Here is a 13352-nt window from a genome sequence, read left to right on the forward strand (position 1 = left end):
AGCAATGTCCTTTGCCTAAACTAACCATCTATATTCGCGCCCCACGATCCCGTGGAGCCGAGGCAGATGCCCGTAGACAAGGGGAGGACAGTTTGAGCACGCAGTGGAATCCGGACGTCATCGTCGTCGGAGCAGGCCTGGCAGGCCTCGTCACCGCATACGAGGCCGCAACGAGCGGGTTGAACGTCCTCATTCTGGACCAGGAAAACCGTAATAACCTCGGCGGACAGGCGTTCTGGTCCCTCGGTGGCCTGTTCTACGTCGACAGCCTAGAGCAGCGGCTCATGGGGGTCAAGGACAGCGAAGACCTCGCCTGGCGGGACTGGGAGAACTCCGCGCAATTCGAAGACACCCCGAACGACCGCTGGCCGAAGGCCTGGGGCCGGGAGTACGTCCGCTTCGCCGCCAATGAGAAGCGCAGCTACCTCAAGAACCTGGGGCTCAACGTGCTGCCCACCGTCGGCTGGGCCGAGCGCGGCTCCGGCGACGCCTCCGGGCACGGCAACAGCGTGCCGCGTTTCCACCTGACCTGGGGAACGGGCCCGGAGGTCGTCCGCGTCTTCCGCGAGCAGGTCGAGAAGCTGGAACAGGAGGGTCGCATCCGCTTCGAGTTCCGTCACCGCGTCGACGAGCTGATCACGGGATCCGGGGCCGACGGGCGCACCCGGATCGAGGGCGTGCGTGGCACGGTCCTGGAAGCCACGGACCTCCCGCGCGGCGAGGCGTCCTCCCGAACAGCGGTGGGTGAGTTCGAGTTCCGGGCGGCGGGCACCGTCGTCGCCTCGGGCGGAATTGGCGGAAACCTCGACCTGGTGCGCAAGCGCTGGCCGACGGACCGCTGGGGACCCGCCCCGGAGGACATGGTCACCGGCGTGCCGGCCCACGTCGACGGCCGCATGATCGGCATCTCCGAAACTGCGGGCGCGAACCTCGTGAACACCGACCGGACCTGGCACTACCCGGAGGGCATGCACAACTGGAACTCCATCTGGCCAGGCCACGGCATCCGAATCATCCCAGGTCCCAGCGCGATGTGGCTGGACGCTGCGGGGCAGCGGCTGCCCAGCACCCTCATTCCGGGCGGCGATAACCTCGCGGCACTGAGCCATATTGGGCGCACCGGGATGGGGTACAGCTGGTTCATCCTGAACAAGACCATCGCCGCCAAGGAGTTCATCTTCTCCGGCTCCGAGCAGAACCCGGACCTCACGGATAAGAGCGTGAAGAAGTTGCTCTCCAAGCTCGGCTCCGGCATGCAGGTCGCCGTGCAGGCCTTCATGGACCATGGCGAGGACTGGGTGATCGCGGACGACCTCAGCAGCCTGGTCAAGAAGATGAACGAGCTGGTCGGGCCGGATAAGCCACAGGTCGACGAGGCCGAGCTGCGCCGCCAGATCGAGGATCGGGATAGCCAGATCGAGAATAAGTTCTCCAAGGACTATCAGATCAACTACATCCGCACCGCCCGCCAGTACTTGGGCGACAAGGTGGTGCGCTGTGCCGCACCACACGAGTTGATGGACCCGAAGCACGGGCCGTTGATCGCTGTGCGTCTGAGTGTGCTGACCCGAAAGACCCTGGGCGGGATCGAGACCGACCTGGCGGGGCGTTGCCTCACCAACGACGGGGAGGTCCTGCCGGGCCTCTACGCGGTGGGCGAGGTTGCCGGCTTCGGTGGTGGCGGTATGCACGGCCAGAACGCGCTGGAGGGAACCTTCCTCGGTGGCTGCATCCACTCGGGGAAGCGGGTTGGCGAGCAGTTGAGGTACACGCTGCCTAAGGCGGGCGCCGGGGCGTAGCGCGACCCACTTGGGGTATATGGGCTCACACGCGGGTGTGGCGACCGGGCAAGCGCTGTGCCCCGCTGTAGCCCGGGGGCCCGGCGATGGAGATAGCTCGGAAGAAAGCGGTTGATGAAGATGTCACCTCAGGGACACAACGCCAGCATCCGGCGCGAAGACACGGGGGATACCCCGTGGCACGAGCTCGACGTGCACCAGTGGCGTGGCCGGGTAGCGGAGCGTTCGGCGGTTGAGGGGGTGCGCGCCGCCCTCGACCGCATCAAGGAGCGGGACGGCTTCATTAACGCCTTCAGCCAGGTCTTCGCGGAAGCTGCCCTGCGGGATGCGGCATCGCTCGACCAGCTTGATCCCTCGGAGCGTGGCGCCCTCCACGGAGTTCCCATTGCTATTAAGGAGGAACACGATGTCGCGGGTGCGGTGACGAGCTTCGGCACCCGCGCGAACCACACGCCGAAGACCGCAGACTCCGCGGTCGTCGCCCGGCTCCGCGCCGCGGGGGCGATCATCATCGGCAAGACTCACATGCCGGAGTTCGGCGCCTACCCGCTGACCTCCTCGCAGGGTTACGGGGTGACCCGCAATCCCATCGACCTGTCCCGAACACCGGGTGGGTCCTCCGGCGGCTCTGCAGCAGCGGTGGCTGCGGGAATGGTGCCGATGGCGATGGGCGGCGACGGCGGTGGCTCAGTTCGGATCCCGGCTGCGATGTGCGGGCTCGTGGGGCTCAAACCGGGTCGGGGAGTGCTGCCCACCGCCCCTTATGCCGACCTCTGGAAATCCCTGGGGACCTCCGGGCCGATGGCGCGCACGGTGGAGGACATCGAGCTGATGATGTCCGTCTTGCAGGACGACGATCCTGCTCCACTCGGATGCTCCACTCGGACCGGGTGGACACGAAGGGGAGAGGTCCTGGCGGGTTGCGTGGCTGGACCGCTCGAGCACGCCGTTCATCCCGGTGGCCACGGCCAATCGCGAGGCGCGAAAGCGTGCCGCCGCGCAGCTCGAGGCGCAGGGGGTGGAGGTTCGGCCGCTGTCTGCTCGGCTGCCGGATCCCACGCTGCCGTTCCTGATCCTCATGTTCGCCGGAATCCGGAGCGAAATCGGACTGCTGGAAAAGCCCGAGCGCATCGAAAAGCGCCACCGACTGACGAAGCTGGTGGGCGCGCTCATGAGGCCGAAGATGGTCTCCTGGGCGGAGAGGAGGGCAGCCACCATTGGGCGCAAGGTCTCGGACATCATGGCCCGCGAGGGTATTGATGCGATCCTCACGCCGACCGTGGCCGACCGGCCACGCCGCGCTGACCTGCTGGTGGGGAAGGGGGCCATTCGTGCCTCCCTGCTGAGCATGCCTTCGATCGCCTACACCGCCATGTGGAATGTCGCGGGTCAGCCGGCGCTAGCCGTGCCAATGGGGCAGGGTAGCGACGGGCTTCCGACCAGCGTGCAAATGGTGGGAGATGTCGGCGCCGAGAAAAAGCTCCTGGACCTTGCCCGCGAACTGGCATGACCCAGGGGCTGCGGGGGAGATTTGTGTCTGCGAACACAGTTTCGCAGTATGAGAATAAGGGAATATTAAGTAATACTGGAGAGCGTTCGTATTTGTGATATTTACGAAAGAGGCTCTCGTTAGTGTCGTTAAAAAACACTTTTAAAATTGCATTATCCTTTGTGGGCCTCCTGGTTGGCGCGGGTTTCGCGACTGGTCAAGAGGTCATTCAATATTTCGGCTCTTTTGGGCTTTCCGCGCTGTGGGGCGCGCTGCTCGCCGGAGTCCTGATGACCATCGCCGGGGCAGTGATCCTGCAGCTCGGCAGCTACTTCCTGGCGCAAGAGCACCGCATGGTGTTCCGGAACATGTCCCACCCGATCGTCTCCAGGTTCCTGGACTTCGGCGTGACCTTCACGCTGTTTGCCGTGGGGTTCGTGATGCTCGCGGGAGCCGGGTCCAACCTGGAGCAGCAGTTCGGCTGGCCCGCCTGGGTCGGCTCCCTGATCATGCTGATCCTGGTGATGATCACCGGGCTGATGGACGTCGACCGGGTCTCCAGCATCATTTCGACGGTGACGCCGCTGATCATCGTCGCGGTGATTTTCGCGTTCGGCTACACGCTGTTCAACCTGCCGGATGACATGGCAGCGATGGGGCAGTTGGCTCAGGGGGCCGAATCGCCAATCAGCCCGTGGTGGCTTTCTGCCCTGAACTACACCGGGCTTGCGCTGCTGCTGGGGCTGTCCATGGCCCTGGTGATCGGTGGCGCCAATACGAAGCCACGCGAAGCGGGTGTGGGTGGCCTCATGGGTGGCCTCATCTACCTGACGATGCTGATGATGGCGACCTTCGTCCTGCTCGCAAACTTCGACGTTGTCGGGGATTCGAGCGTGCCGATGCTGAGCATGATCGATCACATCAACCATCCGCTGTCCTATGTGATGGTCGTGATCATCTTCATCATGATCTACAACACCTGCATCGGCATGTTCTACGCGCTGGGGCGCCGCCTGACGGCCAATCACCGCGATAAGTACCGTCCGGTGTTCCTGGGTGTCTGCCTGGTGGGCTTCGGCGTGAGCTTCTTCGGCTTCGAAGCGCTGATGGCCAATGTCTATCCGATCATCGGCTGGGTGGGGCTACTGACGATCGCAGTGCTCGTCGCCTGGTGGATCAAGTCTCGCGTGCGCATCCAGCGCGAGGCTAAGTACCGCGAGCGCGCCACCGAGCTGGTGAATAAGTTCCACGAGGGGGAGGAAGAGCTGAGCGACTCGGAGAGCCGCGAGCTCAAGAAGATCGTGGAGAAGTCCAACGTGGGCAACTACGAGCTCGCCGAGGCGTTGACCCGCGAGTCCCAGCCAGACGTTGAGGAGGATGATTCCGAGGACTCGGCTGACGACGATGCCGCCGAGGCGTCAGAGGCTTCCGAGAGTTCCGCCGACGATAAGAAGGGCTCGACGACGGAGGTCGAAAACTCGACCCAGGAGCTCATGGATGAGCTTGAGGTTGATTGGGAGCCCGGCGAGGATTCCGACTTGAAGGAGTCCAAGGACTCTTAGAGTTCCTAGGGGAGGACTGACGGCGCCCGCTGCATTAGCCGCGGGGCCGGAGGGGCTTGGCGCAGGCCAGTGCCCCATAAATGCAAAGTGTCATAATGTATATTATCGGACAATAACGGCCAGGCTGTTTGCTAGTGGAGCTGGCGATGATCCCCGTAGCCCTGCGCCTCTGGATCGATCAGAAAACTCTAGTGTGCGCGTCACTACAGGTCTAGGATTATTCTGGTGAATCGCTTATTCGCGTCCCTGACGCAGAATCCGGCGCGCCTCGTGTCCGTCGGGTTCTTGGGGCTCATTGCGCTTGGCACGTTATTGCTTCTCATGCCGTTCTCCGCGCCCGACGGCGACTCAGTCTCGCCGCTCGAGGCCTTCTTCACAGCGACGTCCGCGGTGACGCTGACCGGGCTGGGTGTTCGTGACACCGGCACGGGTTTTACTGCCGCCGGGCAGGTCGTCATTCTGGTCCTCATTCAAATCGGTGGCTTCGGGATCATGTCCTTGACGTCTCTAGCTGGGCTCATCCTCAGTGGCAGGCTAGGACTGAAAACTAAGCTTTATACCGTCGCGGAGCGGCGCACGCTCACCGTTGGCAGCGTGAAATCCACCATTATCGGCGCCATCCTTCTCACAGTGATCTGCGAACTGCTTGTTGCGGGCGTCCTCACGATACGAATGTTTATGGGCGGCTATGTCGATAGCCTCGGCTCCGCTGCATGGATCGGTATTTTCCACTCCATCTCTGCCTTCAATAACGCCGGTTTCGGGTTGAACGCCGGTAGCCTCATTCCCTACGTCGGCGATGCATGGATCGTCCTGCCGATCGGCCTGGCGATTGTCTTCGGCGGGCTCGGCTTTCCTGTGCTCGACGAGCTCATCGCGCGGGTGCGCCTGCGCAGGCAGCGGAGGAAACCACCGCGGCTGTCTATGACCGCTCGGATCACTCTCAACGGCACCGCGGTGCTCCTCATCGGTGGCTTCGCGATGTTCTGGGCGCTCGAGCGTAATCATGCATTCGCCGGGCTGAGCAGCGGGGATGCTGCCCTGGCGGCAGTGTTTCAGTCCATTACGACCCGTACCGCTGGTTTCCAGTCCGTGGACTTTGGCGAGATGTCGCCCAATGCCCTGATGGGTACCGACATTCTGATGTTCATTGGAGGCGGATCCGGCGGTACCGCAGGTGGCTTGAAGATCACCACGCTCTTCGTGGTGCTCGCGGCGATCGTGGCAGAAATTAGGGGTGAAAAAGACACTGTCATCGGCGGTCGTCGCGTTGATCACACCGTGATCCGCCAGGCTCTCACTGTCGGTGCTGTGGCAGTAGGTGTCATAACATTCGTTATCGCGTGCCTCCGTACCTTCAACCCTCAGTTCAGCGCCGACCAAATCCATTTCGAGGTCATCTCCGCCTTCGCCACCGTCGGCCTCTCCACCGGCGTCACCGCTGACCTCAGCGGTGCCTCGCAGATCCTCCTCTGCGTCCTCATGTTCATGGGCCGCGTCGGACCCATCACCCTCGTCGCAGCGCTCGCCACCACTACCCCGAGCAAGCACTACTCCTATCCTGCAGAAAGGCCCTACATTGGTTAACCCACTCGACAAGCTCCTCCCCAGCGCCCGCCCCATCGATTTGCCACCGGTCGCGATCATCGGGCTCGGCCGGTTCGGTTCCGCCATGGCCGAGGAGCTCCACAGCCACGGCGTCGACGTCCTCGGCATCGACGTCGAGGAGAAGCTACTGCACGACAGTGACCCCCACCTCACCGACTCATTCATCGCTGACGCCACCGACCCCGAGGCGCTCAAGCAGCTCGGAGTGAAGGATTTCCAGCAGGTCGTCATCGGCATCGGCAGTAGCCTCGAAGCCTCGATCCTGACCGCATCCAACCTCGTGGAACTTGGGGTCAAGGACATTTGGGCCAAGGCGGACTCCGATGCCCACGCCCGCATCCTCACCCGCGTTGGTGTGAACCACGTCGTCCGTCCCGAACGGGACACCGGACGCCGCGTTGCACACCTGCTCAGCGGCCGTTTCCAGGACTACACCGTCTTCGATCAGGGCTACGCGATGATCACCCTAAGAGCTCCCAAGGAGCTGGTGAACCACTCCCTCAACCGGCACAGCCTGTGGGCGAAGCACCGCGTCCAGCTGGTGGCCGTGCACAGCGGCAACCAGTGGGCACCACCCTTTGCTGACCACCAGCTCTCCCCCGACGACGACGTCATCCTCGCCGGCGCGCCCGCCGACCTGGAGAGGTTCGGCCGGCGTTAGTTCCCAGCCCCGGCGCTAGCCCCAACCTCGGTGCTAGCCACCCGTCGCCTGGCGGATCTGATCAGCCATGATCACACCGGCGATGCTGAAGTAAATGATCAGGCCGGTGGCGTCCACCAACGTGGACACCACGGGCGTCGAGAATACTGCCGGGTCCACGCCCAGCTTCTTCGCGACCAGCGGTAGCACGCCACCAACGATGCAGGCCCAGGTACAGATCGCCACGATCGTCAACGAAATAGTGAACGCGACCTGCGGATAGTACAGGAAAGCCAGAATCGGGAAGATCACCGTCCCCAGGAACACTCCCAGCAGGAAGCCCACCCGAACCTCACGGCCGATGACCCGCAACACGTCCCGGGGCCTCACCTCGTTGACCGCGAGCGCACGCACCACGGAGGACGCCGCCTGCGAGCCCGCGTTACCGCCCGTACCGATCAACATCGGCACGAAGATGCTCAGCACCACCACGGCCTCGAGCACATCCTCGAAGTACTGCATCACGTTGATCGTGAGGAACGCGGCCAGGATCAGGACGATCAGCCAGACGCCGCGCTTCTTCGCGAGCGTCATCACCGTCGCCGTCAGATAAGGCTCGTTCAGCGGCTCGGCACCACCGGCGCGGTAGGCGTCCTCCGTCACCTCGGCCTCGAGGACCTCCATAGCGTCATCGACCGTGATGACGCCCAGAATGCGGTCCTCGTCGTCGACGACGGGCAGCGCGAGAAGGTCAGCCTCCTGGATCAGGCGAGCGGCGTGCTCCTGGTCGTCGTAGGCAGAGACACTGTGCTGCTCCTCTTCGAGCAACTCCCCGACCAGCGTGCCCTCGGGCGCAGTGACCAGGTCCGCGAGCTCCACCATGCCCAGCAGCTTGCGCGACTCATCGGTCACCGCCACGGTGGCCAGCGCGATCGAGTGATGCGGGCCAGAGGCGTAGCGCTGAGCGCGCGACTGCAGCTTCTCGAGGGACTCCTCCCGGGTGGCGTCCGGAGTCAGCACCGTTGGCGTGGGCACCATCAGACGGCCTGCTGACTCGGATGGATAGCCCAGCAGTCCGCTGGTCACACGACGCTGGGAATACGGCAGCCCCTGCAGCAGGCGCGAGGCGACCTTCGCCGGCATCTCATCCAGCAGCGACGCCTGGTCATCCGGGGCCAGACTCGCGAAGATCTCCGTGACGTGGTCGTCTCGCAGCGCCTCCAGAAGCTCAGCCTGGTGCACCGGATCCAGGTACTCGAAGACATCCAGGGCACGATCCTTGGGCAGCAACCGGAAGGCCACCGCCTGCTCCGCCCCGGAGATTCGTCCGAGCTCCTCCGCCACTACGACGGACGAGCGATCGGCGAGCCACCGGCTTACCGCGTCGAGGTCCTTATCATCCAGCAGGTCTTCGAGGAAACGTGCGTTTGATGCCATATCAGTGGCTTCCCTTCTGGATGCTCGACCACAGTTGATAACAGGTCAGTGCGATCAGCGCGGCGCAGATCGCGGCAAAGAAGTAGTCAAGGCCAGTGCCATTACTCACGAGCCACCCGCCGAGCGCGAGCAGCACCACAAGCCGGATAACCCGGGACCACAGGAGAAATTGGGTATTCAATGGTGCTCCTAAAATTGACCGCGATCATTCTCGCGTACGTCGGGCGCGTGGGCTTTAAGGCTTCTCGAACACGAGAAGCAGGTCGATCGTTCCTTCGTCAGCGATCTTGGCCGCGACGAACTCTGGGGTCTTGATGTTGAAATCCGAACGTTTGAACGGCACCTTGCCCTGGACGACAACCTTGTCCCCCGTGCGCAGCACCTTCAGCGGCGCACTGACCTTATTCGACTCGCCGCGGAGGGTGAGCTCTCCCGTGACGTCGACCTCACCGACGGAGCCGTCCTCCGGAATACCACTCAGATCCACCGGCTCGGTGATGCTGAACTTCGCCTTCGGGTAGTCCTCCGTGTGCAGGATCGAGCGGCGGACGTTGATGTCGCGCTTCTCCACATCCGAGGAGATCCCCGCGACGCGGACCTCGACCAGGCCCTCCGTGAGGGTGCCGTCCGAGACCTGCAGGTCGCCCTTGATGTTCTCCTCCGTGCTGTTATCCGCACGTCCGGAGGTGGTCTTCTCCTGCCCTGGCAGGATCTCACGGAAGGTATAACCAGCCTGGGTGTGGTTGGCACCGGCACCAGGGACGATCACCCAGTGGCCGTCCGCTGACGTTGTTGGCTCGGGTCCGCCCTCGACGAGATCGGCGGTCTGCAAACCCCGATCAGTGAGCAGCTGATACGCGATCGGCCCAACGCCGAACAGGAATGCCGCGATAATACCGATAACACCCAGAGTGATAATTCCCTTGCGCATGGCACCCAGCCTAGTGCTAAGCAGGGAAGATTAGGAAAAGGTGCGGCTTAAGCGCGTCCCGGGGGTTGGGGGTGGTTCAGCTGCTCCGCGCGGTGCGCCAGCCGCACCAGGTCCGTAGCCATGCCGCGCAGTTCGGCGGGTTCTGCGCGCTCGTCCATCGCGGTGACGAGATCCTCCGCTGCGCAGCGGAGTTCGAAGAGCTGATCCCCCAACTCATCCCCGGTGTCCCCTGGAGTCCCCGGCCGGGTGCCCGTGGGCGCGGGTGCGTCCGCCGCCGGTTGGCTCGCGCGCTGCTCGTAGGCCCGTTGGCGGCAGGACCGGCTGCAGAATTTACGTGGCCTCCCCCGCTGCTGGCCGGGCATTTCCTCCCCGCACCATGCGCAGAACCCCGGCGTGTGGGGGAAGTCTTCGCGCGAGGTGGGGGTGCTCATGGCTAAAGATCCTAACCCTTTCGGGGAATCTGGGAACAAAACTCGCACCCGGTGCGTTATCTACATTGATGGCGCCCTGGAGGCGCCGCTAGCGAACTTCGGAAGTGAGGAACTAATGGCAGACCGCGTACTGCGAGGCAGTCGCATGGGTGCCGTGTCGTATGAAACCGACCGGGACCACGATCTCGCGCCACGTCAGATGGTGAAGTACCAGACTGAGGACGGCGAAATTTTTGAGGTCCCGTTCGCTGACGACGCCGAGATCCCGCAGGACTGGCTGTGCAAGAACGGCCAGATGGGCACCCTCGTGGAGGGCGAGGGCATCGAATCCAAGCCTGCGAAGCCACCACGTACGCACTGGGACATGCTTCTCGAGCGCCGCTCCCTGGAGGAGCTCGACGAGCTGCTGGAGGAGCGTATCGAGATGCTGCGTAAGCGCCGCCGCGAGGCGATGAAGCTGCTCAAGGAGCAGGAGAAGGCTTAAGCCCTCCCCTCGCCTCCGCACGAACAAAGGCCTGGCCACGTTATGAACGTGACCAGGCCTTTAGCGTTGCGCTATCCGATTAGCTCTGCAGCGCGCGCTCCACGGTGCCGGCGCCGATGCGTGCACCCTCGCGCATGAGCTGGCGGACCTGGTACATGCGGTGGCGGAAGCCCCAACGGGTCACCTGAGCCATCGCCTCGCCAATGATGCGGCTGCTCATCTTGGACTCGCCGATCTCGCGCTCGGTGAAGGTGATCGGAACCTCACGAACGTCGGCGCCCTCGTTGACAGCACGCCACGCCATGTCCACCTGGAAGACATAACCCGCGGAGTCCACGGCGTCGAGATCCATGCGCTCCAGCAGGTCGCGCTGGAAGGCGCGGTAACCGCCGGTGATATCGGACAGGCCAGCGCCCAGCGCCATGGAGGCGTAGATGTTGCCGCCACGGGAGAGGAACTTGCGGTCGGCCGGCCAGTTCACGGTCTTGCCACCCTTGACGTAGCGCGAGCCCAGGACGAGCTCCGCGCCGTCGTCGATCTTGTCCAGCAGCAGGTGGAGCTGCTCCGGGGCGTGGGACCCGTCGGCGTCCATCTCGCAGAGAACCTCATAGCCGTTCTCGATGCCCCACTTGAAACCGGCCAGGTAAGCCCCGCCGAGGCCGCCCTTGCCCTCGCGGTGCAGTACGTGGATGCGGGAATCGTCCTTGGACATCTGATCCGCCAGATCTCCGGTGCCGTCCGGCGAGTTGTCGTCGACGACGAGAACGTTCACGCGCTCCGGCTCGGCCTCCAACAGGCGGCGCGTGATGATCGGGAGGTTATCGCGCTCGTTGAAAGTCGGGATGATGACGAGAGTCTTATCGCTGAGCTTCTTCATAATGTGATTAGTTTATCTGCTTTTCTTGCGCCGTGTGGGCCGAGACGCGAGGAAGGCCCCGATTATCCCCAAAACACCCGCCGCAGCCAGCCCGAGCTCCACCCAGGGCCCCACCTTTACGGACGGCGTGATGCCATCGCGCAGCGGAATATCGGCCTGCAGGATATCCGGGCGGAACAGCCGACTCTGGGCCACCACTTCCCCATCCGGCATGACGATCGCCGAGACCCCGGAGGTCGCAGCAACCACGACCGCCCGGTCCGTCTCGATCGCCCGCATCCGGCTCATCGCGAGCTGCTGGTAGCTCATGTCCGTGAAGCCGAAGGTGGCGTTATTCGTTGGGCTAGCCAGGAACTGCGCACCATGACGCACCGCGTCGCGGGCACTGGCGTCGAAAGAGATCTCGTAGCAGGTGGACACCCCCACCTCGACGTCCCCGCGTGCAGCGGGCATCCGCACCACGCCGGGCCCGTCGCCAGGGACGAAGTTGCCCGCTCGCTCGACGTTTTCGTTGACGTGCTTGAGAACCTCTCGAAAGGGCATGTACTCGCCGAAGGGCTGGAGGAACTTCTTTACGTGCTTCTCCCCCGGCCCCGGCTCGCTGCTGGTGGCCGGGCCCCAGGTGAGCATCGTGTTTTCATTTCCGATGACGGTGCCCACCATCACCGGAGCGTTGACTGCCGTGACCGCCGAATCGATGGCGGCGTGGGCATCCGGGTCCTTAAACGGGTTCACATCGGAGGAGTTCTCCGGCCAGATCACCACGTCAGGCTGCGGTGCCTCGCCGGTCGCGACCGAGTCTGCGAGCTCGTGGGTGCGCTGCACGTGGTTGTTCAGCACGGCGCGGCGCTGGGCCGCGAAGTCCAAGCCAGCTCGGGGGACGTTGCCCTGGATTGCGGCGACGTTGACCTGACCCGCGGTGGGATCCTGGCTAAAACTCGAGCCGTAGATGACGGAGGCCAGCAGCACGACAGCCACCACTCCCGCGTACTGCAGGCGGACCTTCGGGGCGACCGCAGCCCGGCTCTTATACGGCGGACGGGCTGCCAAGTAGATCAATCCGCCGAGCAAGACGACCAGGAAACTCACGAACGCGGAGCCACCAAGGCGGATATCGGCGGCCAGCGGCCCGGAAACCTGGCCCCACGCCAGCCGACCCCAACCGAAGCCCCCGAACGGCCAGTGGGAACGGAACCCCTCGACGGCGACGAAGAACGCCGCCGCGCACATGATACTGCGCCAGTTCCAGGTTCCGTTGCCCCAGCGCAGCAACCAGCGGGCTCCGAGGCCAAAAAGCAAGGCGTAGAGCGCCTGCACGATGGCGAGCGCGATCCACGCCGAGGCGCCGACGAACTCCCCGATCCAGGGCAGCAGAAAGCCATAGGTAGCCAGCGAGTTGAGGAAGGCGAGCGAGACTGCGTGCCGTTGCGTGATAACGGCGAAGAAGAGCGCGTAGCCCAAGGGGGCTGCCCACCACAGCCCGGTGGGCTCATAGGAGGCGAAGACCATGAAGCCCGCAAAAAGGGCTCCCACCACCCGCCACGGTGAGGGAAGGTTAGCGAGCCACTGCTTCATCGGGCGTTATCGGTCCCGGCAGGACCCTCGTCCCCGAACTCCTCGCTGCGGTGGTCGATGACCTCGCCCCAGCCTGGAATGTTGCGCACCTGCGGGTCGCTGGCGCGAGAGGACATGATGAAGGACGCTCCTCCCAGGCGGGTGACCTTCGCTCGCAGAGCGGTTCCCATGGAACGTCGAGCGATCGAGCGGGTCGGCGGCAGCATGAACAGAATGCCCACGACCCCCGTCACCACGCCCGGCAAGGCTACCAGTAGGGCGCCGAATGCAGACAGCGCTGCGTCACCGGTCAGCTTTCCTGGCGACCTGCGACTCCGCAGCACGCGCACCGTCAGCGCGCGCATCTGCCAGGCGGCGATCGCGACACCGAGGATGAACAGCCCCAGGTACAGCAGGATCGTCCAGCCGAAGCCGAGCCACTTGCCCAGCAGAATAAAGGCCAACAGCTCCACGACCACGTAGAGGAAGAAGCTCCTGCGCATAAGTTTTCCGTGTCCTCCTAAAGACAATCAGCGCACC

General features: G+C 63.9%; 13 protein-coding genes and 1 pseudogene. 7 read left to right on the forward strand and 7 right to left on the reverse strand.

Translation table 11 applies throughout. The features are described 5' to 3' along the window. The first annotated feature begins 92 nt into the window (after window positions 1–92). The 6 genes and pseudogenes from QP997_RS00215 (at window position 93) to QP997_RS00240 (ending at window position 7119) form a co-directional block, all read left to right on the forward strand. Window positions 93–1799 carry an FAD-binding dehydrogenase gene (locus tag QP997_RS00215; RefSeq protein ID WP_284845858.1) on the forward strand — a complete coding sequence of 569 codons (1707 nt, stop codon included), beginning with the start codon at window positions 93–95 and terminating at the stop codon, window positions 1797–1799. Between the two features lie 120 nt (window positions 1800–1919). Further along, window positions 1920–2606: pseudogene (locus QP997_RS00220) on the forward strand (amidase family protein); the annotation flags it as partial. A gap of 151 nt (window positions 2607–2757) precedes the next feature. Further along, complete coding sequence (locus tag QP997_RS00225) at window positions 2758–3309, forward strand: amidase family protein (protein ID WP_284845859.1); 552 nt, start codon at window positions 2758–2760, stop codon at window positions 3307–3309. A gap of 122 nt (window positions 3310–3431) precedes the next feature. After that, the gene (locus QP997_RS00230) at window positions 3432–4850 is read left to right on the forward strand and encodes a YkvI family membrane protein (protein WP_284757404.1); all 1419 of its coding nucleotides are present in this window, start codon (window positions 3432–3434) and stop codon (window positions 4848–4850) included. A gap of 225 nt (window positions 4851–5075) precedes the next feature. Beyond that, the gene (locus QP997_RS00235) at window positions 5076–6437 is read left to right on the forward strand and encodes a TrkH family potassium uptake protein (RefSeq protein WP_284845860.1); all 1362 of its coding nucleotides are present in this window, start codon (window positions 5076–5078) and stop codon (window positions 6435–6437) included. Continuing rightward, on the forward strand, window positions 6430–7119 hold the full coding sequence (locus tag QP997_RS00240; RefSeq protein WP_262369151.1) for a potassium channel family protein: 690 nt from the start codon (window positions 6430–6432) through the stop codon (window positions 7117–7119). The genes QP997_RS00235 and QP997_RS00240 overlap by 8 nt, the downstream gene beginning before the upstream one ends. Window positions 7120–7152: 33 nt before the next feature. Here QP997_RS00240 and mgtE read toward each other — a convergent pair whose 3' ends face one another. The 4 genes from mgtE to QP997_RS00260 are packed head-to-tail and all read right to left on the reverse strand — an operon-like array spanning window position 7153 to window position 9897. Continuing rightward, on the reverse strand, window positions 7153–8535 hold the full coding sequence (gene mgtE / locus QP997_RS00245) for a magnesium transporter (protein ID WP_284845861.1): 1383 nt from the start codon (window positions 8533–8535) through the stop codon (window positions 7153–7155). A 1-nt stretch (window position 8536) separates the two neighbouring features. Beyond that, complete coding sequence (locus tag QP997_RS00250) at window positions 8537–8716, reverse strand: hypothetical protein (protein ID WP_070759116.1); 180 nt, start codon at window positions 8714–8716, stop codon at window positions 8537–8539. Between the two features lie 54 nt (window positions 8717–8770). Continuing rightward, window positions 8771–9466, reverse strand: a complete 696-nt coding sequence (locus tag QP997_RS00255; protein ID WP_070759115.1) for a YceI family protein — start codon at window positions 9464–9466, stop codon at window positions 8771–8773. A gap of 47 nt (window positions 9467–9513) precedes the next feature. Then, on the reverse strand, window positions 9514–9897 hold the full coding sequence (locus QP997_RS00260; protein ID WP_070759114.1) for a hypothetical protein: 384 nt from the start codon (window positions 9895–9897) through the stop codon (window positions 9514–9516). A 115-nt stretch (window positions 9898–10012) separates the two neighbouring features. Between QP997_RS00260 and QP997_RS00265 the strand changes: the two genes are divergently transcribed. After that, window positions 10013–10381, forward strand: a complete 369-nt coding sequence (locus QP997_RS00265) for an RNA polymerase-binding protein RbpA (RefSeq protein ID WP_168167047.1) — start codon at window positions 10013–10015, stop codon at window positions 10379–10381. A 79-nt stretch (window positions 10382–10460) separates the two neighbouring features. Here QP997_RS00265 and QP997_RS00270 read toward each other — a convergent pair whose 3' ends face one another. Genes QP997_RS00270 through QP997_RS00280 form a run of 3 tightly spaced genes read right to left on the reverse strand, consistent with a single transcriptional unit; the run spans window position 10461 to window position 13315 of the window. Then, the gene (locus QP997_RS00270; protein ID WP_070759112.1) at window positions 10461–11258 is read right to left on the reverse strand and encodes a polyprenol monophosphomannose synthase; all 798 of its coding nucleotides are present in this window, start codon (window positions 11256–11258) and stop codon (window positions 10461–10463) included. A gap of 12 nt (window positions 11259–11270) precedes the next feature. Continuing rightward, on the reverse strand, window positions 11271–12833 hold the full coding sequence (gene lnt, locus QP997_RS00275; RefSeq protein ID WP_502870408.1) for an apolipoprotein N-acyltransferase: 1563 nt from the start codon (window positions 12831–12833) through the stop codon (window positions 11271–11273). Continuing rightward, on the reverse strand, window positions 12830–13315 hold the full coding sequence (locus QP997_RS00280; RefSeq protein WP_284845863.1) for an FxsA family protein: 486 nt from the start codon (window positions 13313–13315) through the stop codon (window positions 12830–12832). The genes lnt and QP997_RS00280 overlap by 4 nt, the downstream gene beginning before the upstream one ends. Between the last annotated feature and the right edge of the window lie 37 nt (window positions 13316–13352).

This window comes from Corynebacterium sp. MSK039 (genome assembly GCF_030232315.1).
Taxonomy (GTDB): domain Bacteria; phylum Actinomycetota; class Actinomycetes; order Mycobacteriales; family Mycobacteriaceae; genus Corynebacterium.

Bases quoted from the DNA above. Each gene is read 5' to 3' on its own strand.
- mgtE (WP_284845861.1), bottom strand. From the start codon at position 8,535: ATGGCATCAAACGCACGTTTCCTCGAAGACCTGCTGGATGATAAGGAC.
- QP997_RS00255 (WP_070759115.1), bottom strand. From the start codon at position 9,466: ATGCGCAAGGGAATTATCACTCTGGGTGTTATCGGTATTATCGCGGCA.
- QP997_RS00260 (WP_070759114.1), bottom strand. From the start codon at position 9,897: ATGAGCACCCCCACCTCGCGCGAAGACTTCCCCCACACGCCGGGGTTC.
- QP997_RS00265 (WP_168167047.1), top strand. From the start codon at position 10,013: ATGGCAGACCGCGTACTGCGAGGCAGTCGCATGGGTGCCGTGTCGTAT.
- QP997_RS00270 (WP_070759112.1), bottom strand. From the start codon at position 11,258: ATGAAGAAGCTCAGCGATAAGACTCTCGTCATCATCCCGACTTTCAAC.
- lnt (WP_502870408.1), bottom strand. From the start codon at position 12,833: ATGAAGCAGTGGCTCGCTAACCTTCCCTCACCGTGGCGGGTGGTGGGA.
- QP997_RS00280 (WP_284845863.1), bottom strand. From the start codon at position 13,315: ATGCGCAGGAGCTTCTTCCTCTACGTGGTCGTGGAGCTGTTGGCCTTT.